Origin of the sequence: Ahniella affigens (assembly GCF_003015185.1) — a bacterium.
In the GTDB taxonomy this organism is placed as follows: Bacteria; Pseudomonadota; Gammaproteobacteria; order Xanthomonadales; family Ahniellaceae; genus Ahniella; species Ahniella affigens.
The window spans coordinates 4,471,416-4,498,136 of record NZ_CP027860.1 but is presented as its reverse complement, the minus strand read 5'-3'; the positions used below and the strand labels follow the sequence as shown (position 1 = coordinate 4,498,136).

Here is a 26,721-nt window from a genome sequence, read left to right as displayed (position 1 = left end):
GCCAAACTCATGCTCACCGCCTTCCGTAGTGCGCTGCGCCACCTTAGTCGCCAGCCGGGCTTCACGACGAGCTTGATCGCGATTCTCGGTTTGGGTCTCGCGATTGCGATCAGCATGTTCAGCGTGTTGAAAGCCGTGGTGCTCGAACGTTTGCCCTATGCTGATCCAGATCGCGTCGTCGTGTTCAACGCCAGCAATGCGCGGCAATCCGCAAATGCGTTGCTGACACCAGCCGAAGCCGCCGCTCTGAATGAAGAAAAATCTGTGTTCCAGTACGTCGCTCGCTACAACTGGAGTGGCGAAACGCTGATGCGGCCCAACGAGCGGCCACGCGAGTTCACGGTCGCGACCGTTACCGGTGATTTCTTCAAAGTGTTGTCGCCGCGGATGTTGCTCGGTCGGCCCGTAACCCAGGAAGACCTCGATGCGGACCGGCGCGTGATCGTGCTGTCCTACCGCGAATGGCAACGCTCGTATGGCGGCGATCGGAACGTGATTGGTCAGAAGATGCCGCTCGGCTATGGCGATGCCGAAGTCATTGGCGTACTGCCGCCGAGCTTTCAGTATCCCGGCTCGGATGTCGGTGGCTGGCTGCCGATGTTCGCGCGCTTCGAGCCGAAGTCGGATTCGCCCGAATACCCGAATGCCCGCTATGTGCCGACCGTTGGACTGCTGCAGCCAGGCGTGACGTTGGCCGCCGCGAACGCCGCTGCGGCACGCGTTGCGGCTCAGGTCCGCGAGCAATTCGGGCAGGAGGACATCGGCTGGCGGCCCGTCGTGACCTCAGCACTGGATGACCTGTTGGGAGAAACACAAGCAGTGCTGTGGGGTTGTTTTGCGGTCGCCCTGTTGGTGCTGCTGATCGCGTGCACGAACGCCGGGTTGGCCTTGCAGGCGCGAGCGATCAGTCGCAGTCGCGAACACGCGGTGTCGCTCGCGTTGGGTGCGAGCCGCACCCACCTGCTTGCCGTGACTGTCATGGAACTGTTCCTGATTTCAGTCGCCGCAACCGTGCTGGCGCTCGCCGTGACGCAGTTGCTGACGGCCGGGCTCGCGCAACTGCTGTCGGATACGCTTCCGCGCGGTGAGTCGATTCAAATCGACTGGGGTGTGACGGGCATTGCGCTACTGTTGGCGGTGGCGGTTGTGGCCATCGCCAGCCTGCTTGGCGCACGCCTGCGCGCTGATGCAAGCGAAGCCTTGCGCAGTGGTCGCAGCCAAATGGGTCTACGTCACCGGTGGTTGAAGCTTGGGCCGGCAATCGGCATCGCGATGTCCACTGTGGCGCTCATCACGGCCGCCGCCCTGGCATTCAGCCTGTTCTCGCTAAACGCCGTCACACTCGGATTTCGTACGGAAGGCGTGCACGTGCTGCAGATGTTCCGCGATGGCGGCCCGGCCGAATGGCGACGCTTTGCACCGCGTGTCCTGGAGGCGATGAAGGCCGAACCGGGCATGGAACAGACGGCGTATACCACCGCAGCACCGTTGTCGACGATTGGTCGGTTCGAGGTCGATGCAATGGTGCCCGGACGGGCCCAGGTCGAGCCTTATCAGGCGCTGATGCGTGGCGTATCGTCGGGCTATCGCGCGTTGCTGGACGTGCCGCTGCTCGAAGGTCGCGATCTCGCCGACACCGATACCCAGAACGCCCCGATGGTCGCGTTGATCAACGAACGACTCGCCCGCCAATCGTTTGGCGACGAGTCGCCGATCGGCAAGCAACTGCTGTTGCCGCTCGGACAAGGCGAACGCAAAGTGTGCACGATTGTGGGCGTTATGAAAGATCATCGCAATCGCGGTCCGCGCGCTAACGTTCAAGCCGAGATGTGGATTCCGTTTGATCAGGCGCCTTGGGTGGGCGTGAGCTTCGTCGCACGAAGTTCTTTGCCTGCAGTGCAGGTGCAACAGTCACTCGAACGTGCCATCGCGAGCGAAGCGCCAGAAGAAGCGGCGACGCGGCAGTTCGCGTTGGCCGACGATGTCAGCGCAGAAACCGATCTAACCACGTTGCTGACGCGCATCCTGCTCGCTTTTGCTTTGTGTGCACTGTTCCTCGCTGCATTCGGCATCTACGCGCTGACCGCACTGATCGAACGCGCCCGCGTGCCAGAGTTCGGATTGCGTCTGGCGATTGGCGCACAGCCGCGACGCCTCGCGACCCGGCTCGTGCAGGATGCACTGTCGCTCACTGGCTTGGGCTTTGCTGTCGGCGCCGTGATTGCGTGGCTCGTGTTGCGCTTGCTGCAATCGCAGTTGTTTGGACTAGGCGCGATGGCTTGGTCGTCGTATGCGGTCACTGGCGTCGTGCTGCTATTCGCGGTGTTGGTGGCGACTGCCGTTCCAGCCTGGCGTGTGGCACGCTTGCAACCCATGCAAGCTCTGCGGACTGATTGAGTGTCTGACCGATGATTCGATTGAACGGCGTTTCCCGCTACTACAAAAACCGCGCCGGCCAAACGCCGGTGCTGCGTGACATTCAACTGGACGTGCCACAAGGTGCCTTTGTCAGCATCACCGGCCCGTCTGGTTCGGGCAAATCCACGTTACTGCAAGTGATCGGCCTGCTCGATCACGACTGGCAAGGCGAGTATTGGTTCGACGGCCAAGCGTTGCACGGCATGAGCCCCAAAGCCCGCCAAGGGTTTGCCCGCGATCAGATCGGCTTCATCTTCCAGCAATACCACCTGCTCGATGATCTGACGCTAGCCGAGAACCTGGAGCTGCCGCTGAACTACCGCAATCTGCCGAGCAAGGAACGCCGCCAGAAAGTCGACACCATGCTCGAACGCTTTGGCTTTGCCCATCGCCGCGACGACTACCCGAGCCAACTCTCCGGCGGCCAACAACAAATGCTGGCCGTCGCCCGCGCGCTGATTGCCGAACCGAAAGTGCTACTCGCTGATGAGCCGACCGGTGCGCTGCATAGCGAACAAGGCCGGATGATCATGGAGCTCTTAAAGTCCCTGAACGAACAAGGCTGTACGATCGTTCAAGTGACCCATCACGATAGTTTTGCCGCGTACGGGAATCCGTGTTATCGGATGTTGGATGGGGTGTTGAGTCGGGCTTGAGTTGGGCGTTGGTGCAAGCCATATTGTCGTCATCTCGTATTTGATCCGAGGGCAAGCGAGATTTTCCCGCGGTAAGCCGTGTCCCACTTGCAGCGAAGCAACTCAGCAAGAAAGCCCTGGATCCCGGAATCCGCTGCGCGGCTTCCAGGATGACGACAAGGTGTAGTCCAGCCCTTGCGCATGGACTGATTCACAAAGCGTGGGTTTCGCTGTTTAGCGCTTGTCTCGATCATCAGCGACCGGAATGTGGCGGCTGCCCGCAGTGGTGACGAACTGGATTCGAATGAGGCATCAGCCTCAGGTCGGGAGGCTTACCTACTTGTCACAGTCTACCGGCACCAATCGTCGTCATCCTGGAAGCCGCGCAGCGGACTCCGGGATCCAGGGCAATCTTGCGACACGCCACGGAATCGCCGATTCATCAAACAGGGTAAACGATTGGTGTTTGATGTGACCAGCAGTCGCCCAAGCCATATTGTCGTCATCCTGGAAGCCGAGCAGCGGATTCCGGGATCCAAGGCGATCTTGCGACGAGGCACCGCCCACATCTGCGCACATCAGGTTCCGCGACTTCCGGCATCCTTGGCATCATCCGACCCATGCCGAAACGCCGCCGCGAGCCAGCTGTCTACATCCTGCGCAACTACAGAAATGGCACACTCTACGTCGGTGTGACGTCGAATCTGATTGCCAGGCTCTGGATCCACCGTGAGGGCCTTCTCCCCGGCTTCACGCAACGCTATGGCCTACATCGCCTCGCCTATTTCGAGTTGCGCGAGACGATGACGGATGCTATCCAGCGCGAGAAGGAGCTAAAGCGCTTTTCGCGCGTCAAGAAGCTGAATTTGATTGAATCGATCAATCCGCAATGGCGGGACTTGTATCCCGAGTTATTGGATGTCACCAGTCAAGATAGCCCTGGATCCCGGAATCCGCTGCGCGGCTTCCAGGATGACGACAAGGTGTAATTCAGGCCTCGCGCAAGGACTGTTTCAAAAAAGCTTGTGTCGCGCCGCTCAAGGCCTACCTCGGTCAATAGCGCCCGTGATGTGGCAGCTGCATGCAATGGCGACGTACTGCATTCCAGTGAAGCATCACGTTTCCGCTGGCAGGCTCAGCTACTCGCCACAATTCACCAGCCCGTATTGTCGTCATCCTGGAAGCCGCGCAGCGGATTCCGGGATCCAGGGCTATCTTGCAATAGGCCAGCATTAGTCAGCACCCGGAGGCTGATACGGGCTAAAGGCGGCGACCCACTGAAACCTTGAGGAATCTCGCCGTCCAAGAGGAGGCAGGCGCCCACCGCATTCCCCAAAGCCCCCATTGTCGTCATCCTGGAAGCCGCGAAGCGGATTCCGGGATCCAGGGCAATCTTGCGACAAGCCAGCATTAGTGAGCGCCCTGAGACAGCTGTGTGGCAAACGCGGCTACGCACTGAATCCACGAGGAACATCGCCGTCCAAGTGGAGACAGGCGTCCGCCGCACTCCCACAGCCCCCATTGTCGTCATCCTGGCAGCCGCGCAGCGGATTCCGGGATCCAGGGCAATCTTGCGACAGGCCAGAATCAGTCGACAGTCGACAGTCGACAGTCGACAGTCGACAGCCAGCAGTCGGCAGTCGGCAGTCGGCAGCCGGCAGCCGGCAGGCGGCAGGCGGCAGGCGGAGGCAGATGAGACCCAACGGCGGCGACGGATTGAAATCCCGACGGGCAACGGCGACCGCCCGGATACTGCTGCCCACCGCATTCCCCCAGTCCCCATTGTTGTCATCCTGGAAGCCGCGCAGCGGAATCCGGAATCCAGGGCAATCTTGCAGTGAGGAAACGAATGTCGACGCCCAAGGCAACTACGACCGCCTACTCGACGCCAGCGGCGATGCTTGGCGGTTCGTCTCGTGGATGGTCAAGGGGCATCCGTCGAATCCGTAGGGTTGGACCAAATTGCCGCTGCAAGGGTACGAGCCGCTCATAAAGCCCTGAAAAATCATGCGCCTACGAACAGGGGCGGAGCAAATCGAGCACCAACCGGCCCCCAACCACACCCTGCTAAACTACCCGGCTCAACACCCGAACCCGGTTCTCCATGTCCAGCGATACGCCTGTTCCAAACCACTTCATCCGTCAGATCGTTATTGATGACCTGGAGGCGGGCAAGCATGCCGTCATTCAGACGCGGTTTCCGCCGGAGCCGAATGGGTATCTGCATCTTGGTCATGCCAAGTCGATCTGCTTGAACTTTGGGCTCGCGCAGGAGTTCAACGGGCGCTGCAATCTTCGGTTTGACGACACGAATCCGGCCAAGGAAGAGCAGGAGTATGTGGACGCGATCAAGGAAGACGTGGAGTGGCTCGGGTATCACTGGGCGGAGCTGCGGCACGCGTCCGACTACTTTGAGCTGTTCTATCGCTGCGCGGTGCGCTTGATTCAGGACGGTAAGGCGTTTGTCTGCGATCTGAATGCCGAGGAAGTACGTGCGTATCGGGGCACGTTGACGGAGCCGGGCAAGCCGAGTCCGTATCGCGATCGCTCGGTTGCCGAGAACCTGGATCTGTTCAATCGGATGAAGGCGGGCGAGTTCGACGATGGTTCGCGCACGCTGCGCGCGAAGATCGACATGAGCTCGGGCAACATCAATCTGCGCGACCCGGCGCTGTATCGTATTCGCAAGGTCAGCCATCAGAACACCGGCGACGCTTGGTGCATCTATCCGATGTACGACTACGCGCATGCGTTGTCGGACGCGTTCGAAGGCATCACGCATTCGTTGTGCACGCTGGAGTTTGAAGACCACCGACCGCTGTATGACTGGTGCCTGGATAGTCTGCCGGTCTGGAACATGCCGGAACTCGCCGATGAACTCGCGCGCTTGCAGCTGAAGCCGGGGCGTTCGCGACAGATCGAATTCTCGCGCTTGAACCTCGACTTTCTCGTGATGAGCAAGCGCAAGTTGCTCGCGCTCGTCAACGATGGTTTGGTCAGTGGTTGGGACGACGCGCGTATGCCCACGCTGCGCGGTATTCGCCGCCGTGGTTACACGCCCGAAGCGCTGCGCAATTTTGTCCGCAATGCGGGTGTGACGAAGCAGGAATCCGTTCTCGAGTATTCGTTGCTCGAAAACGAAGTGCGGAATGATCTCGATGCGCGCGCCGAGCGCCGCATGGCGGTCATTGATCCGCTGAAGCTGGTCATCACGAATCTGCCGGCCGATCACCAGGAAACGCTGACGCTTTCGAATCACCCGAAGGACGAGACCAAGGGCCAGCGCCAGGTTGGTTTTGCGTCGACCGTCTACATCGAGCGCGAAGACTTCATGGAGGTGCCGCCAAAGGGCTTCCATCGACTCGTGCCCGGTGGCGAAGTGCGTCTGCGCTCGGTCGGCATCATCAAGTGCGAAGAACTGATCAAGGATGCGGAGGGGCAGGTGATTGAGCTCCGTTGCTCGCTCGATCTGACGTCGCGCCCAGGTGGTCCCGGCGCCGATCGCAAGATCAAGGGCACCATTCATTGGGTGTCGGCGGTGCACGCGATCCAGGCGGAAGTGCGGCTCTACGATCGCTTGTTCACGGTTGCTGATCCGGATGATGATCGTGATGGCAAGACGTATCGCGATTATCTGAACCCGGATTCGGTGCGCGTGGTCACGGCCTATCTCGAAGCGAGTCTGCAGGACATCGCGCCCGAGTCGCGCTACCAGTTCGAGCGCCTCGGCTACTTCGTCACCGATCGCCTGGATCATCAGCCCGGCAAGCCGGTGTTCAATCGCATCTGCACGCTGCGCGATTCGTACGCTAAGGCCAAGTAAGCGATGAACTTTTGGCCTGCGCTCGGACTTCTGGTTCTGATCGCAGGCCTCGCCCTGCGCCTGCAGCCCATGCTGACGGTGTTGGCAGCGGGGCTGGTGTCGGGCCTTGCTGGTGGCATGTCGATCGTCGAGATTCTCGAAACACTCGGCGCGGCGTTTACCGAGAACCGCTTTCTCGCGATCTTGATTCTGACCTTGCCGGCGATTGCGTTGTTGGAGCGACTCGGTCTAAGGCAAGAAGCGGAGCGACTCATCCGAAGTCTCAAACGACCGAGCTTTGCGCGCGTGCTGATCCCGTATCTCGCCGTGCGGCAGATCTTTGCGATGCTTGGCTTGACCAGCATTGCCGGGCATCCGCAAACCGTGCGGCCGATCCTCGCGCCGATGGCCGAAGCTGCCGTCGCGGCGCAAACCGGCAAACCGCTGACTGCTGAAACGGAAGCGAAAGTCCGTGCCCATTGTGCGGGTACCGACAACATCGGACTGTTCTTTGGCGAGGACGTGTTCGTCGCATTTGGGGCCGTGCTATTGATTCAATCGACCTTGGCGCAGCAGGGGATTGATCTCGCGCCGTTTGCGATTGCAATCTATGGCCTGCCGACTGCATTTGCCGCGTTCGCGATCCAGAGTACGCGCTTGTGGTTCTGGTCACGTCGGTTTGATCGAATCGGAGCACAGCCATGAGCTTGCATCCATTGTGGCTGATCTATCTGATGATCGCGTTGATCCTCGCACGCTTGGCGTGGCGCAAAGCCGCACTCAAAGATCACGCGGGCGCCGCATTTTGGGGCTTGCTCGCGCTGATGTTTACGCTCGCGGACTGGCTGCCTCCAGTGCTGGTTGGCGGCGGCTTGCTCGCAGCGGGCTTGTTATCGGCGCTGCCCGCTGGCAAGCCATTGACGATATTGCGCAACGTCACGCTGCACGACGGAACGACACCACCACTGCTTCGCCCAGCGATCTTGATCCCGTTGCTGACCGTCGCGCTGATGCTGATCGCGAAGCAAATCGAATGGCAGGGCAAGCCGGTGCTCAGTGCCACGCAAGCCACGTTGTGGGGGCTCGCGCTGTCGGTCGTGTCGGTCTGGTTGATCAGCAGCAAGGTCTATCGGCAGTCACCGCGTCTTGGCTTTGAATCCGGCGTTGAAGTGCTCGATCGACTGAGCTGGGCCGTGGTGCTGCCGCTCGCGTTGGCGACGCTCGGAGCGGTGTTCGCGAAAGCCGGGCTCGGGACGCTGGTGTCGCAACTGGTCGTGTCTGTCGTGCCCGCTGATTCCACGTTTCTGCTCGTACTCGCCTATGCACTCGGCATGGCGCTATTCACGATGATCATGGGCAATGCGTTTGCGGCGTTCCCGGTGATGACACTCGGTATTGCCGTGCCGTTGCTGGTTCAGGCGCATGGCTTTAATGCCGCGCCGCTCGCGGCGATTGGCATGCTGAGCGGCTACTGCGGCACCTTGATGACGCCGATGGCGGCCAACTTCAATCTCGTGCCGGCGATTCTCCTGGAGATTCCCGACCGGCATGCCGTGATCAAAGCGCAGGCGCCAACGGGCGCCGTGCTGCTGATCGTCAACTGCTTCCTGATTTACTTTCTGGCCAAGCCCACATGAGTTACAACGCGCCGATTCTGATTACTGGTTTCACGCCGTTTGGTGGCGAGACCATCAACCCGTCCTGGCAGGTCGCGCAGCGTTTTGCCGATCGCGAAATGCTCGGCGCCCGCATTCATGCGATCGAGTTGCCAACGGTGTTTGGTGATGCCGAAGCGATTCTGCAGCGCGCGATTCGCAAGCGGCGACCGGGTTTGGTCTTGATGCTCGGTGAGGCCGGTAATCGCTCCCGGATTTCGATTGAGCGCGTCGCGATCAATCTGGCCGACGCACGAATTCCGGACAATGCCGGGAAGCAGCCCAAAGATCAGCCGCTATTGAAGAACGGCCCCGCCGCCTACTTCAGCACGCTGCCGGTCAGCCAGTTGCACGAGTCGCTCTTGGCGGCCGAGATTCCTGCCGAGTGCTCGCTCAGCGCAGGCAGCTTTGTCTGCAACGCCGTCATGTATCGGGCGCTGCACGTGTTAGCGGACCTGGATGCAAGTGCCCGCGCCGGCTTCATTCATCTGCCGTATCTCCCGGAGCAGGCGGTCAAGCACCGCTTTGCACCCAGCATGGCGCTTTCGGACCAAGTGGCGGCCATCGAAATCGTGCTGCGAACCTTGCTCGACCAATAAGTCTGGTAATTCGCTGGCACGATGTTCGCTTTCTTGCAGTTGGGCGTTCTGATTCTTGCGAAGGCTCGGTCAAGCGGTCGCGTCCGAGGCTGACTCGGACTGGCGTCACGGTTTGCGGCAGTCGCAGGACGTACGCTTCGGCGCGCCTGGAAGCCCCGGGCCATCAAACGCTGAGCAGCCGAGCTAGCAGCCAGCGACAACTAGGAGCGATGGGTAATGATCAACATGAACGCAGTCGTCCGGCGTAGCTTGCCTGGGGTGGCACTTCTCAGCGCGTTGGTCGCTACACCCGTGGCAATCGCTGCCGACGCGGCGCATCAGCCCAGCCCCATGTTCAGTCATGGCATGGAAGACCTCAACGCCGGTCCATCTAACGCGAATGACGCAGCACGATTTCTGGCCCAGGCGACATTCGGTCCCACCGATGCGGATATCAATAGCCTGCTGTCAATGGGCTACCAGAATTGGTTGAACGATCAGTTCACAACGGCACCGACGTCGCACCTGGACTATTACCGCTGGGTGACCAACCCAGCGCCCGATCTGGATGAGAATGCCGGCTCGACCACGTTGCGCGAGTCTTGGTTTCTGGGCGCACTCGGTGGCCCCGACCCCAAGAACAACCTGATCATTCACCGCGATCAATTGCGCCAGCGCGTGGCGTTTGCGCTCAGCGAGATTCTCGTGGTGTCAGACCAGAACGCGCTGCTCGCGCAGTTTCCGAACGGGCTGGCGTCGTACTACGACCTCCTGGTCAACAACGCGTTCGGCAACTATCGGACGCTATTGGAACAGGTCACGCTGAGCCCCGCGATGGGTGTGTATTTGAACATGCTCGGCAATCGTCGCGCGGATCTGTCGCTCAACCTGCACCCAGACGAGAACTACGCGCGCGAGATCAATCAGCTGTTTGGCGTCGGGCTGTATCTGCTGAATGACGATGGCACGCAGCAGTTGTCATCCGGGCAGCCCATTCCCACCTACAACCAAGCGCAGATCACGGCGTTCGCACATGTGTTCACCGGCTGGAACTGGTCGGACTGCACATCAGCAGGCTTCAGCACTTGCGGACCAGACTACAACACCGGTCTGAATTTCCAGACACCGATGGCACCGTTCGCGGCCTATCATGACAACGGCACCAATGCCGGCAATGATCTGATCAGCAAGCAGTTGCTGTCTTATCCAGGTGTCGTCAACGGCGGCGTGCTGGCCGCAGGGGGCACACCGCAATCGGATCTGCAGTTCGCACTCGACAACATCTTCCGGCATCCGAACGTGCCGCCGTTCATCAGCAAGCAGTTGATCCAGCGTCTGGTCACCAGCAATCCGTCGCCCGCCTACGTGCAACGCGTCACGCAGGTGTTCAAAGACGACGGCAGCGCGTCGCATGTGCGTGGCAACTTGCGTGCGGTGATTCAAGCGATCTTACTCGACAAAGAGGCGCGCTATGGGCAGTGGGATCAGCCCGACACATTCGGCAAGCTGCGCGAGCCGCTGCTTCGCTTGACTCACTTCTGGCGGGCCATGGGAGCGACCCACCACTGTGGCCGCAACTACACCGTCGATTCGCCGCCGAATACAGTCACGTACCACTACTTGAATCAGCCGTATCGCTATGCCGGATATGTGACGGCATGGGGGACGGCCGATTCGGTGTATGGCAGCGGGGTCGCGCAAGCGCCATTGAATTCGTTCAGTGTGTTCAACTTCTTTCTGCCGTCGTACAAACCGCCTGGTGAATTGACGGCAGCCGGACTGGTTGCTCCCGAATTCCAACTGAGTACTGACAGTCTGATTGCCAATGCCACCAACAGTACGGCTGGCAAAGCGTTCGGGCTTGATGTGTCGCAACCGTGCGACCCGGACGATGACAATGGCGATGTCGTGATCAATCGTGGCCAGGACGCCGCCTTGGCGGGCAATGCGAATGGTGGCCCGGCGGATCCGGCCACGCGTCTGCTCGACGCTTACAACACGCGCTTCATGTCCGGGCAGATGTCGCCCTACATGCGCCAGGTGATCCTCAACACGATCAATCCGATCAGCAGTGCCGACGGCGCCGATTGGCGCCTGCAGCGGATCAGTCGCGCGTTGCTGCTGATCCAGACCTCCCCCGAATACATGATTCAGAAATAAGGGCGAACCATGAGACCTGATCGTCGCAAATTCATTCGCGAGACGCTCTACGCTGCCCTGGGTGGTGCCTCGTTGTACTCGGCTCTGGGTAACGTCCAACTCGTGCAGGCAGCCACGCGCACTGGCGGCTATGTGTTCAGTGACTACAAGGCGCTGGTCTGCGTGTTCTTGTATGGCGGCAACGACGCCTTCAACACCATCGTGCCGTACACACAAAGCAACTACAACAGCTTCTTCAATGCGGGCGGCGTGCGCCCGCTGTTGGCGTTGCCCCGGGCTGGCCTGCATGCGCTGAATGATCCATTGGCCACGTCGGCAGACGGCATCCAGTATGCGCTGCACAATTCGATGCCCGAACTCGCGGCACTGTTCAACCAGGCCAACAGTCCTTGCGCCATCATGGCGAATGTCGGCACGCTGGTTGGGCCAGTCACGCAGGCTCAGTACGTGAATGGCTCGACGCCCCTGCCGCCGCAGCTCTATTCCCACGCGGACCAAGCGGCCTACTGGCAATCGTCGCCACCGACGAACACGCCGGCAACGGGTTGGGGCGGGCGCATCTGCGACATGGTGGCCAGCGCGAATCCGCCAAACATTCCGATCATGAGTTCGTTGAACGGCGAAGATGCGTTCATTCGCGGCGACGTGGTCAACGGCTATGTCATGAATGCGGATGGGGCAACCACCATCAATCTGCCTTACGACGATCAGAATCTGCTTGATGCGGCCTTCGATTCGTTGCAAACCGCAGGCGCCCAGGCCAACATGTTGGAGCGCAGTTACGCCAACGCAATTCGCCACTCGCAGGCAACCGCGACGATCGTCAATGGCGCGCTGAACAATGCGGGCGTGCCGTCCTTTGCCAGCTTCTTTGTCAATGCCGGAGGCCTGGGCGATCAGCTGCGGACCACGGCGCGGCTGATCTATGCGGCACACAACAACCTGACGGGCTACGCTGGCCTGAAACGACAGGTGTTCTTCGTCAATGCGGGCGGCTACGACACCCACGGCGGCCAGTTGCCGCAGCACGCGGACTTGCTGGGCCAGCTGTCGCGTGCGCTGACTGGCTTTTACAACGCGCTGAACTCCATTTCGATTCCCGGTGGAACCTTAGCGCGTGCCGCGACCGCGTTCACCGCATCCGACTTTGGGCGCACGATGACGGGCAATGGCCAGACAATCACCGAGGCTGGCACCGATCACGGCTGGAGTTCGCATCAGTTCGTCGTAGGGGGTGGGGTGATCGGCGGCCGGTTCTACGGCAATGGCTGCGGGTTCTCGGGGGCAGCGTCCAACTATGGATTGGTCATGCCCAGCCTGATCAATCCGACCACTCCGTTTGGCGTGCCATCGCCGAACAAGAACGATCCGGGTGACGGCAACGGCCGCATGATTCCGACGACATCGACCGAACAGTACGCGGCAACGCTCGCGCGCTGGTTCGGGCTCGATCACGGCGACATTTCATTGATTTTCCCGAGCCTCAGCAACTTCTCGGCGTCGAGTCATTACAACCCCGCGACGAACTATCTCGGATTCTTGTCGTGAATGGATGGAATCTGTCAGCCGCGTGCTCGGAGCCGTATCAGCGCGACCCAGAACACGATCAGCGCTAGCGCCAGCGCTGATCCAATGCCGCCTGCGGCAACCGGCCGAGGCGGTAGGCCGCGAACGGTAATGGCGCCGAACATGCCTTGCCCGGGCGCACCGTGCGGCTCACAGAAGTACCCGAACTGGCCCGCTGTGGGGAATTGAACGGTCGCTGTCCAAAGCTGCGCTGTGGCGTTGCCATTGCCGTTCTGCCCATCGCCATCGCAGCCCCGCGCGCAGCGAAACGCGCCGTTGTCAGCGACCACATTGTGGAAGCCGCCGATGTTGGCAAAGCGGACTCGGTCGCCAGGTTCAATGGTCAGGAACTGCGGGTTGTAAGCTTGGCCCGCACCGCCGACCTGCACGATCCAGGTGGTTGCGTGCGCTGACAGACTGAGCAGCAGGCAGCCCAGTAATAACAGACGCAGGCTAAGCGGCACGATCTGCCGCAACGGAAGTGAACAAGGTTCGCTGGCAACTGGCTGGTTCATCGCAGTTCGCAAAGGTGTGCTTGGGTATCAAGGTTACCGCAGGACAGGGCGGTATGTTCCGCGAGTCGCCCTCGGTCCAAGCCTTCAGAACGACATTTTGCTGAGAGCAATCATGCAAAAAAGCAACGACATCGAACAGATCTTGGCGTACTTTCGCCTAGTTCATCCCCGCGTTTCGATTATCCAGCACCAGAAGGCTAATGACGGCGATGACGACGGACTTTGGTTCTTTTCGGTGAATGGTGTGAGCGTCCATTTGGAATCGGCAACGTGGCATTGTCCCTTTCTGGTCGAGACTGATGATGTTTGTATTGATGCCCAGTCTGTCGATGAGGCCATTAAGTGCTTGGAAGCTCAACTAAAGCTGTGTTCGTAGCGTTGGAATTAGCCTTGGTCGATGCCCCGTCACAACGTCATGCGACTGGGCGCGTCAGAACCTTGTGGGATCGGGCGACTGGTCAAACGCCAAGTCAACACACAAACAACAATGGCAGTGCGGCTTGGCTCGGAATTGCGTGGTCGGACGTCGTCGCGATGCAAGTTGCACATTCTTCGCCTTGACGGCTCAGATGCCGTGATCCGAATGAGTGTCTCGGTAGATTGAGTAGTGCTGTGCTCAAGTTCGGGTCCAATTGGATTCTGGTTCCAAGTGCCGCCGGTGGCGGCCTGATTGACTGGATCGAACTGTCTTGACATCGACTTGGAGTGCCGCAGATGAAAACGGATCGTTACCTGCAATGGTCGCTGGCAATAGTTGCCGGTCTATTGGCTGGCTGTGTCGGCTATTTCCCTAAACGCGCGGAAGACGTGCTGGCCCACGCAAGCTGGGAGATTCGCGGCTCGCACGGTGAGGTGTGGCGTCTGCAAGCTGATGTGCCAGCGATCTTGTCGAAGGAGGTCCCAAATCGGGCGCCGTCTTCGGCAATCATTGCAAGCGAGGGGCCAGAATCGAGGTTCAAGGGATGGGTTCGCCTGAACGCTGAGTTCGGTCGCAGTCGTATGGAGTCGCCCACCGCGTTAGTGTCATTCAATGTCTCGACGATCTGGGGCAAGGTTGCGCTAGATCCTGATCGGTATGATCAAGAGAAGACGGTAGATGCCTATCACCAGTTGAACATGGAGAGCGCAGCCAAGGCCCACCTCGAATCGGGTTATACGCCGCCAACAACAGATCGCCCCAAGAACTACAGTACGGTTTCGCTCCGAGACAAACAGTGGGTGAAGCTGGTCTTGGGACAAGGCCACTATAGATTAATTCGGCCGATCTCGACGGACGAACTGCTGCTTGTCAGCATCTATAAGTCAGGTCTTGGTCAGGAGTCTGAAGCGCTGGTTGATGCCATGGAGTCGCAGATCGTGAGTTCGATTCGGCTTGAGCGCGTTGCCGGCAGTCAAGCGGGCAACTGATCGCGTTGGGTGTAGCGTGTCATGCCCGGTGGTCGTTTCTGGGTTCACGCTTGCAATCATGATGCGACGCGATGCGCGGTGATGAAATCTATGCGCAAATCGTGGGTGAGGTGTCCTGAGTGGCACCCTTGATCTGCGTCTGAGTCAGCCCAAGTTGGCGCTCGCGTGTCGTTCGAGACAAGACGGAAGCGTGCACTGTGCCAGTGGCCGCTATCTGGTGCAGCGCATGATTATTTCTTGCGGCTGCAAGGGAGCCTCTGAACCAGTTCAGAGGCCATGCGGGCGATGGATGGCCCGCCCAGAATCAAACACTCAAGTGATTGATTCTGGAGCACTGAGTCCGAACGCGTGCCGGACTCAGTGCGAGTCTGAAAGTCCAAGATAGACCTACTCAGGCCCTCCCTAGGGCGTTTTCGTCAGGCTTCTGGTTGTTTCCCAACACCGCCTGACCCAGGCGGTGTTGGATTCGGTCACTAATGAGCGCCGATCAGCCCGCCGGCGTGCACCCTGGGCTCGGCGTTTGCACTTCGTTGTCCTCGAAGCCGGACTTCAGGAGGTACTGACTCTCACCGCCGTTCGCCGGGATGCGCACGTTATCGAGGTAGAAGCCTTCTTCCTCGCTGCCAGGGTCAGAGCTGAAGCGCCAGCGCACCTGGATGGGGCCGCCGCCGGCAAACTCGGTCAGGCTCAGGGTCTTGGACACGAAGACGCCGCCGCTGCTGCCCGTAAAGGCGCCTTGCGTGCTGATGTAGCCGCACGCATTGACGGGCGGGGAGCCGGTCTGGGCAAAGGTGCCCGGGTAGCCGCCCACGGGCGTCCGCACGGACCACGATGCGCCATTGTCGGAGCTGACCTCAATCACCACACCGTCCCAAGATTCTTCGAGATTCCAGCGCGCATCAAACACCAGATCGGTCGCCGATCCAACCGAGAAGGGTTGGGTCGTGATCGTTGCGCAGGTATCGGCGCGGTACGTGGCGCCAGCCTTGGCACTGCGATACGAGAACGTACCGGTAGATGCGCGCAGGTTGCTGATGCCCCACTCGCCGGACAGGGTCATGTAGGTCGCCGTATCCACATCGTCCAATTGCTCAGGCGCATTGACGCCCTGTGGACCAACCGGTGTGGCATTGATGATGGGCGATGAACTGCTCGTGTTGCCGGCATTGTCCAACGCCGTGACACGATAGTAGTAGGGCGTGCCGCCGACCACACTGGTATCCAAGTACCCGAGTGCTGCCGGCGTACTGAGCACAACCGGGGAAGTGAACAGCGGGCTGGTGGAGCGCTCGACGCGATAGCCCGAAATGGGCGCCGCTGGGCAGTTGCTCGAAGCCGTTGGCCAGGCGAGATCGACCGAGCAAATGGTATTGCTGAAATCGCGCGTTGCGCCATTGCCGTTGAACGACGGACTGAGCGTGCAAGTGTCGCTACTGGTCACCTCAATACAGGCAGACGCTGCGCCTTCGACATCACCGCTCACGCCGCGCACTTTGTAGGCATAGGTGTAACCGCCTTGCGAGCGATCATCCACCAACGGGCTGCTGGTGCCGGTTGCAACCAGGCGGAACTGTTTGCTGTCGGCGTTGGCGCAGGTGCCATCGGCGCGATAAAGCTGGAAGCCCTGAGTGGCCGTGCCGGTAAAGCCGACCGCAATGCCCGATGTGCTGTTGCTGGCAATGTTCAAGGCCGTTGGCGCAGCGGCGGGGCTTGGGTCAGGAATGCCGAACGCAGCCGAAGCCACCAACGCGTAGCCTTGCTGGTTGGAGCCCGGTGCGCCGTTGCCCGGGACGGCCGTGCCCTTCACGCGCAAGGTGTAGCTGCCTGCCGTTGGGGCAACCACGCGAATTTGCTCCACCGTGTTGCGGCTGTCAGTGCCGGCAGGGTTCTGTGTGGACGCGCCCGACGTGAGCTGGTTGCCCTTAAAGACGATGCCGGTAGGACCGACCACTTCGAGATCGAGGTTGTTGATGAGTGTGATCGCTGCCGCCGGCAACGCTTCGGGGTCGAACCACGTGAGGGTGACCCGCAACTCCTGGCCCGCTGCGACATTGCCCAGGGTGTATACGTGCTGTTCGCCAGTCGCAAGTCCGGTGCTGTTGTCGCGCTCGAAAATGCGTGTTCGCGTGGTGTCTGTCGAGGCGCCGCCGCCGACTGCGGTATTGAAGTAAAGCGTCGACTCCAGCGCCAGACGTCCCCATCCAAACGTGTTGGTCGGCCAAGTGCCGATCACTTGTGCGCGGTTCAGCGCCAAAGCCTTGAGCATGGCGCCGTTTGGCGAATACGCATCGGCAGGGGTCTTCGCGCCGCGCGGGTAGTAGCCGTCTTCAAAATACTGGCGCATCAGCGCGAGCGACCCAGCCACTGTTGGAGTTGCCATGGAGGTGCCGCTCAACGATTGCGTCGCGCCGGTCTGCTCGGTGCCAGCGTTGTTGGTGTTGCCGAGTGCCGAAACGATAGAGCTGCCAGGCGCCACGATATCGGGCTTGATGCGGCTGTCAACGGTCGGGCCGCGGCTCGAAAAGCCGGCAATTGCGGTTGAATTGCCATGCCCCAATGCCCCGACCGTCAGCGCATTCTTGGAATTGCCGGGAGAGCCGATCGTGGTCGCCCCCGCGCCGTCGTTGCCAGCCGCAACAACAAACAGCAAGTCTTCGACTTCACGCGAGGTGGCATCCACCTCAATGTCGTTCGTCCCGTAGGCGCCATTGGTGCTGGCACCCCAGCTGTTGCTCGAAATCCTGGCTCCCGCCGCGTGCGCCTGGCGAATGGTGTTGGGTAAGTCACCGAGTCCGGCCAAGCAGCCGGTTGTGTCGTTGCCAATATCCTGGAACAGGATTTGTGCATTGGGTGCCATGCCGTCGTCGCCGTTCGCATCGTGCTGCGGGTCCGTTGGCGTTGCCGTGTTGCTCCGATCGCCAGCAACCGTACCAACCACGTGCGTGCCGTGGAAGCCGGTAGGCGTGCCACCCGGGCACGTGGCGTTGTTGTCATACGACGTAGCGCCGGGCTGGACAAAGTAACCGTAGACCTTTCTGGTGGGGTGAACGGTGCCAATGGCCGGCGGTGTGGTCGACTCGGCATCCGTAATCGCATTGACCACGCCACTGCCATTGTCATAGCGCGTGAACCAGGATTCGTTGCGATCCAGGCCCGAATCGGAAATCGCGACGATCTGGCCGGTGCCGATGATGTCGCGATCCCAGATCGGGGTGCCCGTCGCAGCACTCGCCTGCATCGGTCCGATCGAATCGTCATTGGTCAGGAACGGTTGCTGATAGCGGGTGACCCAGTGCACGCCATCCAGACGGGCCAGTGTCGTCAGCGCGGTGTTCAGCATCGCGCCCGGGACCTGGACATTGAGCAGCGGCAGCGTTGCGCTGTCGCGCGCCAGTTTGACGTCGGCGCTCGGAACGGCCTTGCGCAAGGCGGCGGCGAACGCGCTGGGCTTTTCTCCCGCGAAACCGTGGACGGTCAGCGTGACCGATGCCTCTACCGGCGCGCCGGTCAGAAACGCCGGATCAATCTTCCAGGCGGCGGGGAGCGCGCTCGCAAAGCGGACGCTCGGGTCGGCTGCCAGCTTGGTCAAGGGCTGACCGTTGAGGCGCACAATATACGCGGCGTTCGGAATGAATCCGACGATTTGAGTGCCCAGACGTGCGAGCGTCTGCTCAGCGGCGCGGGACAGGGTGTGCAGTTGCACGACTGCGTAGCGCGAGTCGGCGACCCCATCCAGTGACGAGCCGGTAACCTGGAGCGACTCCGTGGCTGGGTCGAAAATGCCCGAGCGGAGCGCCAAGAGGTTCGGGCTGGTAGCGGCCTCGATTTCGGCAGGTGAGGGCTGCCAGGCCGGAACCGGCAGTCTGCTTTGAGCCAGTGCGATGGGTGTGCCCAGGGCTCCGGCGATGGCAATGGACAGGGTATGCAATACGATTCGCTTCATGGACGGACTCCAAACGGCAACTGAACGCGCGAGGCTAGCGCGGACGCCGAGTCTTGACAAATTGTTCGCGGATCGACCCCTTTTTCTTTCCAGATGCCACGTATTTTTCAGTCTCAAGGCGGAGTGGCGTTGGGGCGCGGCGTACGGCATAACGGGCTCGTGTCGGTGCCCTGACACGAGGATCGTCTGCGTGGATAACCCCCACGACGGGGCCGGGACTCGAAACATCGGTCGCCTCTGCTAGGGTGACTTCTGCCGCAAATGTGGACGAAACACCATGCATGCACGTCGGATGGTCCTGTCGCTGTTCATCTACGCGGCTAGTTGCGTCAGCCTCCTCGCCGGCATTGGCCCCGTTCTCGCGATTCAGTGGCTGGTTGAGCGCGATGCCGTGGCCACCCTATGGGCGCGGACCCCCGCTTATAGCGCGATGGCGCTTCGCTGGCTGCCCTACGGCCGCTGGATTCTGGTTGCCATGCTTGGGGTGTCGCTGCTGGCAGCATTCGCCCTGTTTCGGCGCGTTCCCGATCGTGCGTCCAGAGCCTATTGGCTCGCCCAGTTGGCCAATGCGAACTTTCTGGTTGTCTTGAACGTCATTGCGATGCTGAGTCTTGGAATACTGATACTGCCGCGGATTGCCAACATGCCTTGATGCGGAACTCGCATGAATACCAAACGGTACTCGACGCCGCCGCGAATCGATCATGTACGGGATTCGCGCGTTCGAATGCGCTCGGAAAGAGCGTGTTTCAGCGGCGACGTCGCGTCGCCAACACGCCATCGAGCTTTCGCTCCGCCGTAAAGCCTGCCTGAGTCAAACGTCGCATCACTTCTGCGGGCACGTCGCGACCAGACGTCTTCAGATTCGGCATGCCGGTGTAGTGAAACAACGTTCCGCCGGGCCGAATCACGCGGGCCAGTTGCTGATAGAAACAAAGCGCGTACAACTCGCCCGCAATGCCGAAGCGTGGTGGATCATGCAGGATCGCATCGACGCTCTGATCGGGAAGGGCGGTGATCAGCTCGCTGATGTCGCCTTGTTCGAGTTGTAGACGACCGCCGTGTTCCGGGGCGTCTGGATCCGGCGACCACGGATTGTGCTGACGCAACCACAGCACGCTCGGGTTCTTCTCGAAGCTCAGAATCTGGCGGGCACCTTGCGCCAGGCAGCATGCTGCGAAATAGCCGAGGCCGCCGCAGCAGTCGAGCACGATCTTGCCCTGCGGTTTGATCAACTGCACCTTGCGCTCGGCATCGACAAAAGGCGAGAGCTGCGCCGTGGGCAACATCTTGATGCCATCGATCTCGAAGGTTGGCGCGCCCCATTCGGTGGCGACGAGTTTGATCAGCGCGCCACTGAAGCGTTGCAGTGGCGCGAAACCATCGCCATCCCAGTAATAGATCGTGCGCGGCTTTGCGTCGTCCAGATACGGAAAAGGCAGTTCGCGCCAGCGCCAGTGGTCGGCCGCCAACTGGACGTCAGTCTGGCCGCGACCCAAATCCAATGACAACCGCGCGCTCACATCGCCCGCACGCTGCGCATGGCGCAGCGCATTGGCTTCGGTCAAAGTCAGAATCGGGCCAGTACGGTGCGCCATGTCGGAATCAGGGTTGATCCCAAGAGTCTGGCGCGAAGCTGCGTGCGGATGCAATCCGCGCGCATGTAGCGGTTACTCAAAACTGTTCGAGAACACTTGCGATGCGGCAGCGACACTCCAGCGGTCCAACAGGTCGAGAAACGCCAGCGATGTCTGTTGGGACGCGCCTTGCCCCGCTTGATTCTGCAGATTCACGCCGTGGCAACCGTCGCAAGCACGCACCTCGCCTGGTTGAAACGAAATCCAGAAGCGCTCCCGAACAACAGGTGTGCCATTCGGCGCCGTGGTCTGCCACGTGAGCGCGCGGCTCGCTGGCACAAATGCGGCGACTGAGCCATCACTGAAGATCTTCACGCTGCCCGCGGGGCCACCTGGGTTCGTGCCGTTGTCGGCAACGGCCGCAGCATCATGCAGCGTTTGCGCCAACACGCGGCGGCCCGGGCGGGGATTCGCCATTCCGCCAATGCCGCGGATCAAATCGCCCTGAAAGAACTGCATATGCGCAATGTCGTAGACGGCGCCGGTTGGGTTGGTCGGGGTTTGGCGCCCAGCGGGTACGCGCAGATTGAATGGTTGCTGGCGATCGATCTGATCGCGTGAGGTCACATCCCGCATGACCAGCACGGCCAGATTGTGTTCGCGCAGGTAATCCTGGAACTGGGTGGGCGATACACCCTTGGTCGTGAAGGCCGTCATTTCGGGCGCGGGAATCGGATGCGCTGCGGGCGTTGGCGCGGTGCGCGCGACCACCTCAACCGGGCTCAATTCCCAAAACTCTCCGGTGTACTCGACGAGCACGTCGGGATCCCAATACCGCACGGTGCGGCTCAGTCCGGTCGTCAGCGCCAGATTCGCGCCTTGAAACCCGTTGCCGAGCGTTGTCATGTTGCGCAATCGGAACCTGTACTTGGCATTCGGAAATGCGCGATCGCCGAGATTTCCGGCATCGCCCTGCTCACTGGCATGCGCCGCAATCAGGCTGCCGTTGCTCAGGATCAGCGGATTTCGATAGTGCCCGCTGTGATTTGGGCTCGGCGTGGTGCCTTCGGTATCCGGGTGCGTGACGTAGTCGATGATCACATTCGCCGGATTGGTGCTGGGCGGCGCATTGAAGCGGATAATCTGCCCGGCGGCATGCGTGTTGAACTCCGGCGCATCGATGGCGACATATTGGCCGGGCACGCTCGGATTCTCGGTGAGTTGCAGAAAATTGAATGCGGGGCGCGGATTCGTGCGGCCTGAGACTTCCGAAATGAACTCGATCAGATTGTTGTCGTTGTTGAAACTTCGATTGAAGTAGCTGTGCAGCTCATGACGGCCCAGATGGTTCAGTGTCTCTTCTTCCGTGCCATCCTGGCGGATCTGCCACGGGAAGAAATGATTGATCGTAAACCCTTCAATCGTGCTGCCTTGGGCGGCGATGCGTGGTTCCGGGAACACTTCGCTGCGGTCAGTAGTCGGCACCGAGTTGGCGGCTTCGCTGCTGAAATTGAAGGTGCCGTAAGGATTGCCGGCATCATCATTTTGCTGATCGCGCTGCAGGTGGTCCCAGCGCGTGAACAGCACGCGACCAAAGCTGTCAATGATCGGGTCGAACGAGCCGGACGGTGAGTGCTGCAGCAGTTGCAGCGTGCCGTCCAGAGGATTCAGCTTCCAAAGACCGGTCGGCGTCGCCGTGGACTCGTACTCGTCGTGCTGCGGGTACAAGTGCGCCTCGCCGTTATGTGGCCGGTCGGACACGAAAATGATCTGTCCGTCGGACGCATAGGCGCCCATGACGTTATTCGCGTCGATCGGCTGATTCGCAACCTTGGTGATCTGCACGGTGTCGCCGACTCCAAGGCCAGTCACTTCGTACAACTGCCAGTAGCGCGTGATGAACTGAAACTGCTGGCTCGGCGCGCCAATCACCATGCTGAATAACGCTTTGTTTCCCGACCAATGGACGGCCGGGTCGCGCACCGCAATCGCGTTGCTCGTCTGCATGACGCCCGCTTCGCCATAACCGGCTTCGCGGGTCAGATTGCGCAGCGTGCCATTGCCGTAACGGATATAGAGATCGCCACCTCGGCCGACCAAGTCGACATTGCCGCGATGATTCGCGAAGACCGATCCGATCGTGGCGAAGTCGCCCGGAATCGGAAATTGGGTCACGAACAGAATCGGGTTGGGGGTGGTGACTTGGGCCGCGGCGCTCAGGGCCGTCAGGCCGAGCGGCAGCGCAAGCAGCGATTTCAAAAGGCCATGACGCATGAATGTCTCCGATATCACATTGACCATACGGCGAAACCGCAAAAAGCGGGCCATTCGGTATCTGAAATCGTGACACCGTCGACGAATCCAGAAACCCGAATCGCTGCGGAATCGCACGTTGGAAGGTGACACCAGGAGTCGGCATGTCGGTGCCGAAGAACGCTTTCCCGAATCCGGAAGGCGCGTGGCCGATCATTCGGCCGGACCCGCGAGTTGAAAAGCGCCCGGAATGGGCGCCTTCCAGCAGGCTGACCGATCACGCCACCTGCGACAGCGGGCGGCGTGTGGTCGGACTCATCGCGCCACGCCGTCCAAGAATGCGTCCTGGTTCTCTTGCTTCAGCGGCTGACTCGGCTTGGCGTCGGCTTCGTGGTGGCTCACTGCCGTCGGGTTGACCGTCAGTGGCGCCAGGCGCCGAATACGCGAACCGGTGCTCGATTCCTGCGTGGCCTGCTCGCTTGCATACTGCTCCGTGCTGGTGTCTTCAGCGAGCACATTGAACGTCAGTGCGAGCCCCAGAGCCAGGGTCAGGGTTTTGATTTGCATGGGATTCTCCTGTTGAGTGGGCTGCAGCAAAGGACTTGCTGCAGTGAACAGATCAACGCGGCAACTTTGCGAATGGGGTTAGGGAAATCCCGATCCCCTTGCGCTGGCCCCGATCGCCCCCACGTCCAACCTCTCCCAAGCGTTGAGTACAGGTATGAATCACAAACCGGATGTGTTCTACGGCACGACCATCGTCTCGATCCGACGGAACGGCCAGGTGGCGGTGGGCGGTGACGGCCAGGTGACCCTGGGCAACACCGTCATGAAGTCGAACGCGCGCAAGGTCAGGCGCCTCGGCAAGGGTGATGTGCTCGCCGGCTTTGCGGGCGCCACGGCCGATGCCTTTACGTTGTTCGAACTATTCGAGGCCAAACTGGATAAGCATGGCGGCAATTTGACGCGTGCTGCCGTGGAACTCGCCAAAGACTGGCGCACCGAACGGCGGCTTGGTCGCCTTGAAGCCTTGCTCGCGGTGGCCGATAAACAGACCTCGCTGATCATCACCGGCAATGGCGATGTCTTGGAACCCGAGAATGGCCTGATTGCCATTGGCTCGGGTGGCCCTTTTGCGCAGGCGGCCGCCAAGGCGCTATTGGAAAATACCGAGCTTGGTGCGAAAGAAATTGTCGAACGCGCGCTGAAGATCGCCGGCGACATCTGCATCTATACCAATCACCAAACTACTATCGAAACCCTGGGTGAATGATTCATGTCCGACTTGACCCCAAGAGAAATTGTCTCCGAGCTCGACCGGCATATTGTCGGCCAGAGTGACGCCAAGCGGGCGGTGGCGATTGCACTCCGAAACCGTTGGCGCCGCATGCAGCTCGCCCCAGAGCTGCGCAATGAAGTGACGCCAAAGAACATCCTGATGATCGGTCCGACCGGTGTCGGCAAGACCGAGATCGCGCGCCGACTCGCAACGCTGGCGGACGCACCATTCGTCAAAGTCGAGGCCACGAAGTTCACCGAAGTGGGCTATGTCGGCAAAGACGTGGAGGCGATCGTTCGCGACCTGATCGATGTGGCGATCAAGGAAGTGCGCGCCAAAGCCAAGGTCCGGGTCATGGCCGAGGCCGAGCGGCTCACCGAGGAGCGGATTCTGGATGCGCTGTTGCCGCGCGCGCAGGCCGTGCGCGTCTGGGGTGAAGACCCGAAGCCGAGCGACGAACAGAACGGCACCCGCGAGAAGTTCCGACAGATGCTCCGCGACGGCAAGCTCGACGATCGCGAGATCGAACTCGATATTCAATTCAATGTCGGGGTGGACATCATGGCGCCGCCGGGCATGGAGGAAATGACGCAGCAGCTGAAGCAGATGTTCTCGCAGGTCTCTGGCAACAAATCGCAGAAGCGTAAGCTGACGATCGCGAAAGCCCGGCCGCAATTGCTTGAAGAAGAAGCGTCGAAGCTGCTGAACGAAGATGACGTGCGCGCGCAGGCAGTCGAAGCAGCTGAGCAGCGTGGCATCGTCTTCATCGACGAAATCGACAAAGTCTGCCAGCGCTCAGAATGGAGCGGCGCGAGCGTGTCCCGCGAAGGCGTTCAGCGCGATCTGTTGCCGCTCGTGGAAGGCTCCACGGTCAGCACCAAGTACGGCCCGATCAAGACCGACCACGTGCTCTTCATTGCATCGGGTGCGTTTCATGTGGCCAAGCCTAGCGACTTGATTCCAGAGTTGCAGGGCCGTTTTCCGATTCGCGTCGAACTGAAGGCGCTGAGCGCGGACGACTTCAAGCGCATTCTGAAAGAACCCCAGGCCGCGCTGACAAAACAGTATCAGGCGTTGCTCGCCACTGAGTCAGTCACCCTGCGATTCACGGATGATGCGATTGACCGGCTCGCCGACATTGCGTTTCAACTGAACGAAACGCAGGAGAACATCGGCGCTCGCCGATTGTCCACCGTGTTGGAGCGGTTGCTCGACAAGATCTCGTTTTCGGCCCCGGATCAAGGTGGTAGCGCCATCGACATCGATGCCGCTGCGGTGGATCGGGAAATCGGCGCGCTGGCTGGCAATCCGGATCTCAGCCGTTACATCTTGTAGTGAGTGGTTGAAGCCGAGTCGGCGCGACATGTGTCAAGGTTCAGACGACACGTTTCAGTCAGTTCCAATCAGCCCTGAATCCGGCACGAATAGCGCCGGACTCAGGGCCATAGCAGGCGGTACTTGTACGCCTTCGTTCAATCGACCGTTGCGGTCAGCGCGGGAACCGACCAGGACCGAGTGTCCACGGTGGTATCAAGCAAATCTGCTGCTTGCTCGCTGCACGTGGCAATGTCCGTCTGTTGCGAGCAGGTCTTGGCCAGGAGCTGGCTCAGGGCCAAGTCGCAGACTTGGCGTCGCGTCGTGCTGTGCGTATAGCACTGCTGAACCGCCGAGCAAGACGTAGACGGCGCCAGTGGTGCTTGCAGGCACAAGGTGTCGATGGCGTGATTGGATTGACTGAGTACCTTGCTCCGCAGTGCCGGCAGTTGGTAGTGCAGGCGGAAGCGGAATAGATCAGCGCGCACCCAGGCCGGCACATTGCCGCGATTGCGCAGTTTGATCTGCACGAACAGGGAGTTGCCGCGGTAGAACGCGCCCGTATTTGGCAGCTGCGGCGAACCCCAAAGATCGTACGTGCCGCCATAAGTCGCGGCGTCAAACTTGAGTTCATCGCCGTAGTTCACTTCGGCCTGCTTCGCCCGATTCGCGGTGCCATTGGCAATAGCCGGATTGAGAAAGCGGATTTCCTCGTCGATCACCGAAAAGCCTGCCACGGCAGACGGCAATGGCGTGCCCTTGCCGTCCAATCCCTCAGCATTGAATGCAAACTGGACCTCAACGCCCGTCACGATCGCGTCGGCGGGCAAGCTGCTGACTGGGTTGGTGGTGACCTGAATCGCCAGCGCGTTGAGTTCTGGCTCCAGGCCTGAAGGCCCCGGCAGCGCGGCTTGGATGCGCGTGCGCGACTCGTCCATCAACGATGAGGACAATCCGTCATTGATGACATCCAACGTGGCGGTTGGCACGACGACAATACCGCCGTGTTCGCTGACGCTGATCATGGAGCTGGCTGGCTGCCAAGCGGTGCGGAGCGCCTTGGGCTTATCCGCAGCGACGGCCGCCACAGAGACGCCCATGAGCAGCATGGCAGTGACCGCCAAGCGATGAAGGCTGGGCAAGCGATGCCCGGAATGGTGGGCAGTGCGTCGGCTCGATTGAGTCATGGCTATTTGTCCAAATCATGATGAAAACGACAGGTTCACTCCGAAGAGCCGACCGCCTGCGCCTGCCCATCACGCTCCGAGTTCCAACCATGGCGCTCGCACACAAAGCCGGAGAAGCGGGGAGGGATTCCGGCTTTGCGATGCCTGAAACGGATGCTGGTTGGAAACGGACAGGCAGGCGCAAGCGCCGGATCTAAGAAGTGACTCTTCGAAAGCCCGGATTCATGATCACGCGCTATGCGCGGATGTTCGCGATTGATTCGGATTCGGATTCGGCTTTGGGTGCAGCGGAATCCCTTCTTTGCTGCGTGTGCGCCCGACTCGGGGCACGATTTCAGATGCCATCAAGAATTTGTGCGCGGATGTCAGTGGTTTGGCGGTCAAGGGTCCACCAAAGTCTGCGATTCTCGGCAAGCTGATGTCATCGAACAG

General features: G+C 60.5%; 19 protein-coding genes. 13 read left to right on the top strand and 6 right to left on the bottom strand.

Features of this window, described 5'->3' with window-relative positions:
- Positions 1 to 9 precede the first annotated feature (9 nt).
- The 9 genes from C7S18_RS17375 to C7S18_RS17320 all read left to right on the top strand — a co-directional run bounded on the left by C7S18_RS17375 (position 10) and on the right by C7S18_RS17320 (position 12,796).
- On the top strand, positions 10 to 2,397 hold the full coding sequence (locus tag C7S18_RS17375) for an ABC transporter permease (protein WP_106892760.1): 2,388 nt from the start codon (positions 10 to 12) through the stop codon (positions 2,395 to 2,397).
- Positions 2,398 to 2,408: 11 nt separating this feature from the next.
- Positions 2,409 to 3,074, top strand: a complete 666-nt coding sequence (locus C7S18_RS17370) for an ABC transporter ATP-binding protein (protein WP_106892759.1) — start codon at positions 2,409 to 2,411, stop codon at positions 3,072 to 3,074.
- Between the two features lie 599 nt (positions 3,075 to 3,673).
- On the top strand, positions 3,674 to 4,042 hold the full coding sequence (locus tag C7S18_RS17360) for a GIY-YIG nuclease family protein (RefSeq protein ID WP_106892757.1): 369 nt from the start codon (positions 3,674 to 3,676) through the stop codon (positions 4,040 to 4,042).
- Positions 4,043 to 5,157: 1,115 nt separating this feature from the next.
- Complete coding sequence (locus C7S18_RS17345) at positions 5,158 to 6,876, top strand: glutamine--tRNA ligase/YqeY domain fusion protein (protein WP_106892755.1); 1,719 nt, start codon at positions 5,158 to 5,160, stop codon at positions 6,874 to 6,876.
- A 3-nt stretch (positions 6,877 to 6,879) separates the two neighbouring features.
- Complete coding sequence (locus C7S18_RS17340) at positions 6,880 to 7,560, top strand: DUF969 domain-containing protein (protein ID WP_106892754.1); 681 nt, start codon at positions 6,880 to 6,882, stop codon at positions 7,558 to 7,560.
- Positions 7,557 to 8,492 (top strand): 5-oxoproline transporter, DUF979 family subunit, encoded by a 936-nt coding sequence (locus tag C7S18_RS17335; protein WP_106892753.1) that lies wholly within the window; start codon positions 7,557 to 7,559, stop codon positions 8,490 to 8,492. Before C7S18_RS17340 ends, C7S18_RS17335 begins: the two co-directional genes overlap by 4 nt.
- Positions 8,489 to 9,109, top strand: coding sequence for a pyroglutamyl-peptidase I (pcp, locus tag C7S18_RS17330; RefSeq protein WP_106892752.1), 621 nt, complete (start codon positions 8,489 to 8,491; stop codon positions 9,107 to 9,109). The genes C7S18_RS17335 and pcp overlap by 4 nt, the downstream gene beginning before the upstream one ends.
- A gap of 216 nt (positions 9,110 to 9,325) precedes the next feature.
- Positions 9,326 to 11,248: a DUF1800 domain-containing protein gene (locus C7S18_RS17325; protein WP_106892751.1), complete on the top strand. Its 1,923-nt coding sequence runs from the start codon at positions 9,326 to 9,328 to the stop codon at positions 11,246 to 11,248.
- A gap of 9 nt (positions 11,249 to 11,257) precedes the next feature.
- Positions 11,258 to 12,796 (top strand): DUF1501 domain-containing protein, encoded by a 1,539-nt coding sequence (locus C7S18_RS17320; protein ID WP_106892750.1) that lies wholly within the window; start codon positions 11,258 to 11,260, stop codon positions 12,794 to 12,796.
- Positions 12,797 to 12,810: 14 nt separating this feature from the next.
- Here C7S18_RS17320 and C7S18_RS17315 read toward each other — a convergent pair whose 3' ends face one another.
- Positions 12,811 to 13,329: a plastocyanin/azurin family copper-binding protein gene (locus tag C7S18_RS17315; protein ID WP_106892749.1), complete on the bottom strand. Its 519-nt coding sequence runs from the start codon at positions 13,327 to 13,329 to the stop codon at positions 12,811 to 12,813.
- Positions 13,330 to 14,043: 714 nt separating this feature from the next.
- Here C7S18_RS17315 and C7S18_RS17305 point away from each other — a divergent pair.
- A complete protein-coding gene (locus C7S18_RS17305; protein ID WP_106892747.1) occupies positions 14,044 to 14,736 on the top strand; it encodes a hypothetical protein in 693 nt (230 codons plus the stop codon).
- Positions 14,737 to 15,223: 487 nt separating this feature from the next.
- Here C7S18_RS17305 and C7S18_RS17300 read toward each other — a convergent pair whose 3' ends face one another.
- Positions 15,224 to 18,679: a S8 family serine peptidase gene (locus tag C7S18_RS17300; protein ID WP_106892746.1), complete on the bottom strand. Its 3,456-nt coding sequence runs from the start codon at positions 18,677 to 18,679 to the stop codon at positions 15,224 to 15,226.
- A 277-nt stretch (positions 18,680 to 18,956) separates the two neighbouring features.
- On the opposite strand from C7S18_RS17300, the gene C7S18_RS17295 reads away from it, so the two are divergent.
- Positions 18,957 to 19,331 carry a hypothetical protein gene (locus tag C7S18_RS17295; protein WP_146151979.1) on the top strand — a complete coding sequence of 125 codons (375 nt, stop codon included), beginning with the start codon at positions 18,957 to 18,959 and terminating at the stop codon, positions 19,329 to 19,331.
- A gap of 97 nt (positions 19,332 to 19,428) precedes the next feature.
- Here the strand turns inward: C7S18_RS17295 and C7S18_RS17290 are convergent, their stop codons facing one another.
- The 3 genes from C7S18_RS17290 to C7S18_RS17280 all read right to left on the bottom strand — a co-directional run bounded on the left by C7S18_RS17290 (position 19,429) and on the right by C7S18_RS17280 (position 23,076).
- Positions 19,429 to 20,277 carry a class I SAM-dependent methyltransferase gene (locus tag C7S18_RS17290; protein ID WP_106892744.1) on the bottom strand — a complete coding sequence of 283 codons (849 nt, stop codon included), beginning with the start codon at positions 20,275 to 20,277 and terminating at the stop codon, positions 19,429 to 19,431.
- Between the two features lie 72 nt (positions 20,278 to 20,349).
- The gene (locus tag C7S18_RS17285; RefSeq protein WP_146151978.1) at positions 20,350 to 22,530 is read right to left on the bottom strand and encodes an HzsA-related protein; all 2,181 of its coding nucleotides are present in this window, start codon (positions 22,528 to 22,530) and stop codon (positions 20,350 to 20,352) included.
- 294 nt (positions 22,531 to 22,824) lie between these two features.
- On the bottom strand, positions 22,825 to 23,076 hold the full coding sequence (locus C7S18_RS17280; RefSeq protein ID WP_106892742.1) for a hypothetical protein: 252 nt from the start codon (positions 23,074 to 23,076) through the stop codon (positions 22,825 to 22,827).
- Positions 23,077 to 23,230: 154 nt separating this feature from the next.
- Here C7S18_RS17280 and hslV point away from each other — a divergent pair, with 154 nt between their 5' ends.
- Together hslV and hslU are read left to right on the top strand one after the other, a co-directional pair.
- Positions 23,231 to 23,782, top strand: a complete 552-nt coding sequence (gene hslV, locus C7S18_RS17275) for an ATP-dependent protease subunit HslV (protein ID WP_106892741.1) — start codon at positions 23,231 to 23,233, stop codon at positions 23,780 to 23,782.
- Positions 23,783 to 23,785: 3 nt separating this feature from the next.
- Positions 23,786 to 25,123: an ATP-dependent protease ATPase subunit HslU gene (gene hslU, locus C7S18_RS17270; protein ID WP_106892740.1), complete on the top strand. Its 1,338-nt coding sequence runs from the start codon at positions 23,786 to 23,788 to the stop codon at positions 25,121 to 25,123.
- 137 nt (positions 25,124 to 25,260) lie between these two features.
- Here the strand turns inward: hslU and C7S18_RS17265 are convergent, their stop codons facing one another.
- The gene (locus C7S18_RS17265) at positions 25,261 to 26,289 is read right to left on the bottom strand and encodes a hypothetical protein (protein ID WP_146151977.1); all 1,029 of its coding nucleotides are present in this window, start codon (positions 26,287 to 26,289) and stop codon (positions 25,261 to 25,263) included.
- Positions 26,290 to 26,721 lie beyond the last annotated feature (432 nt).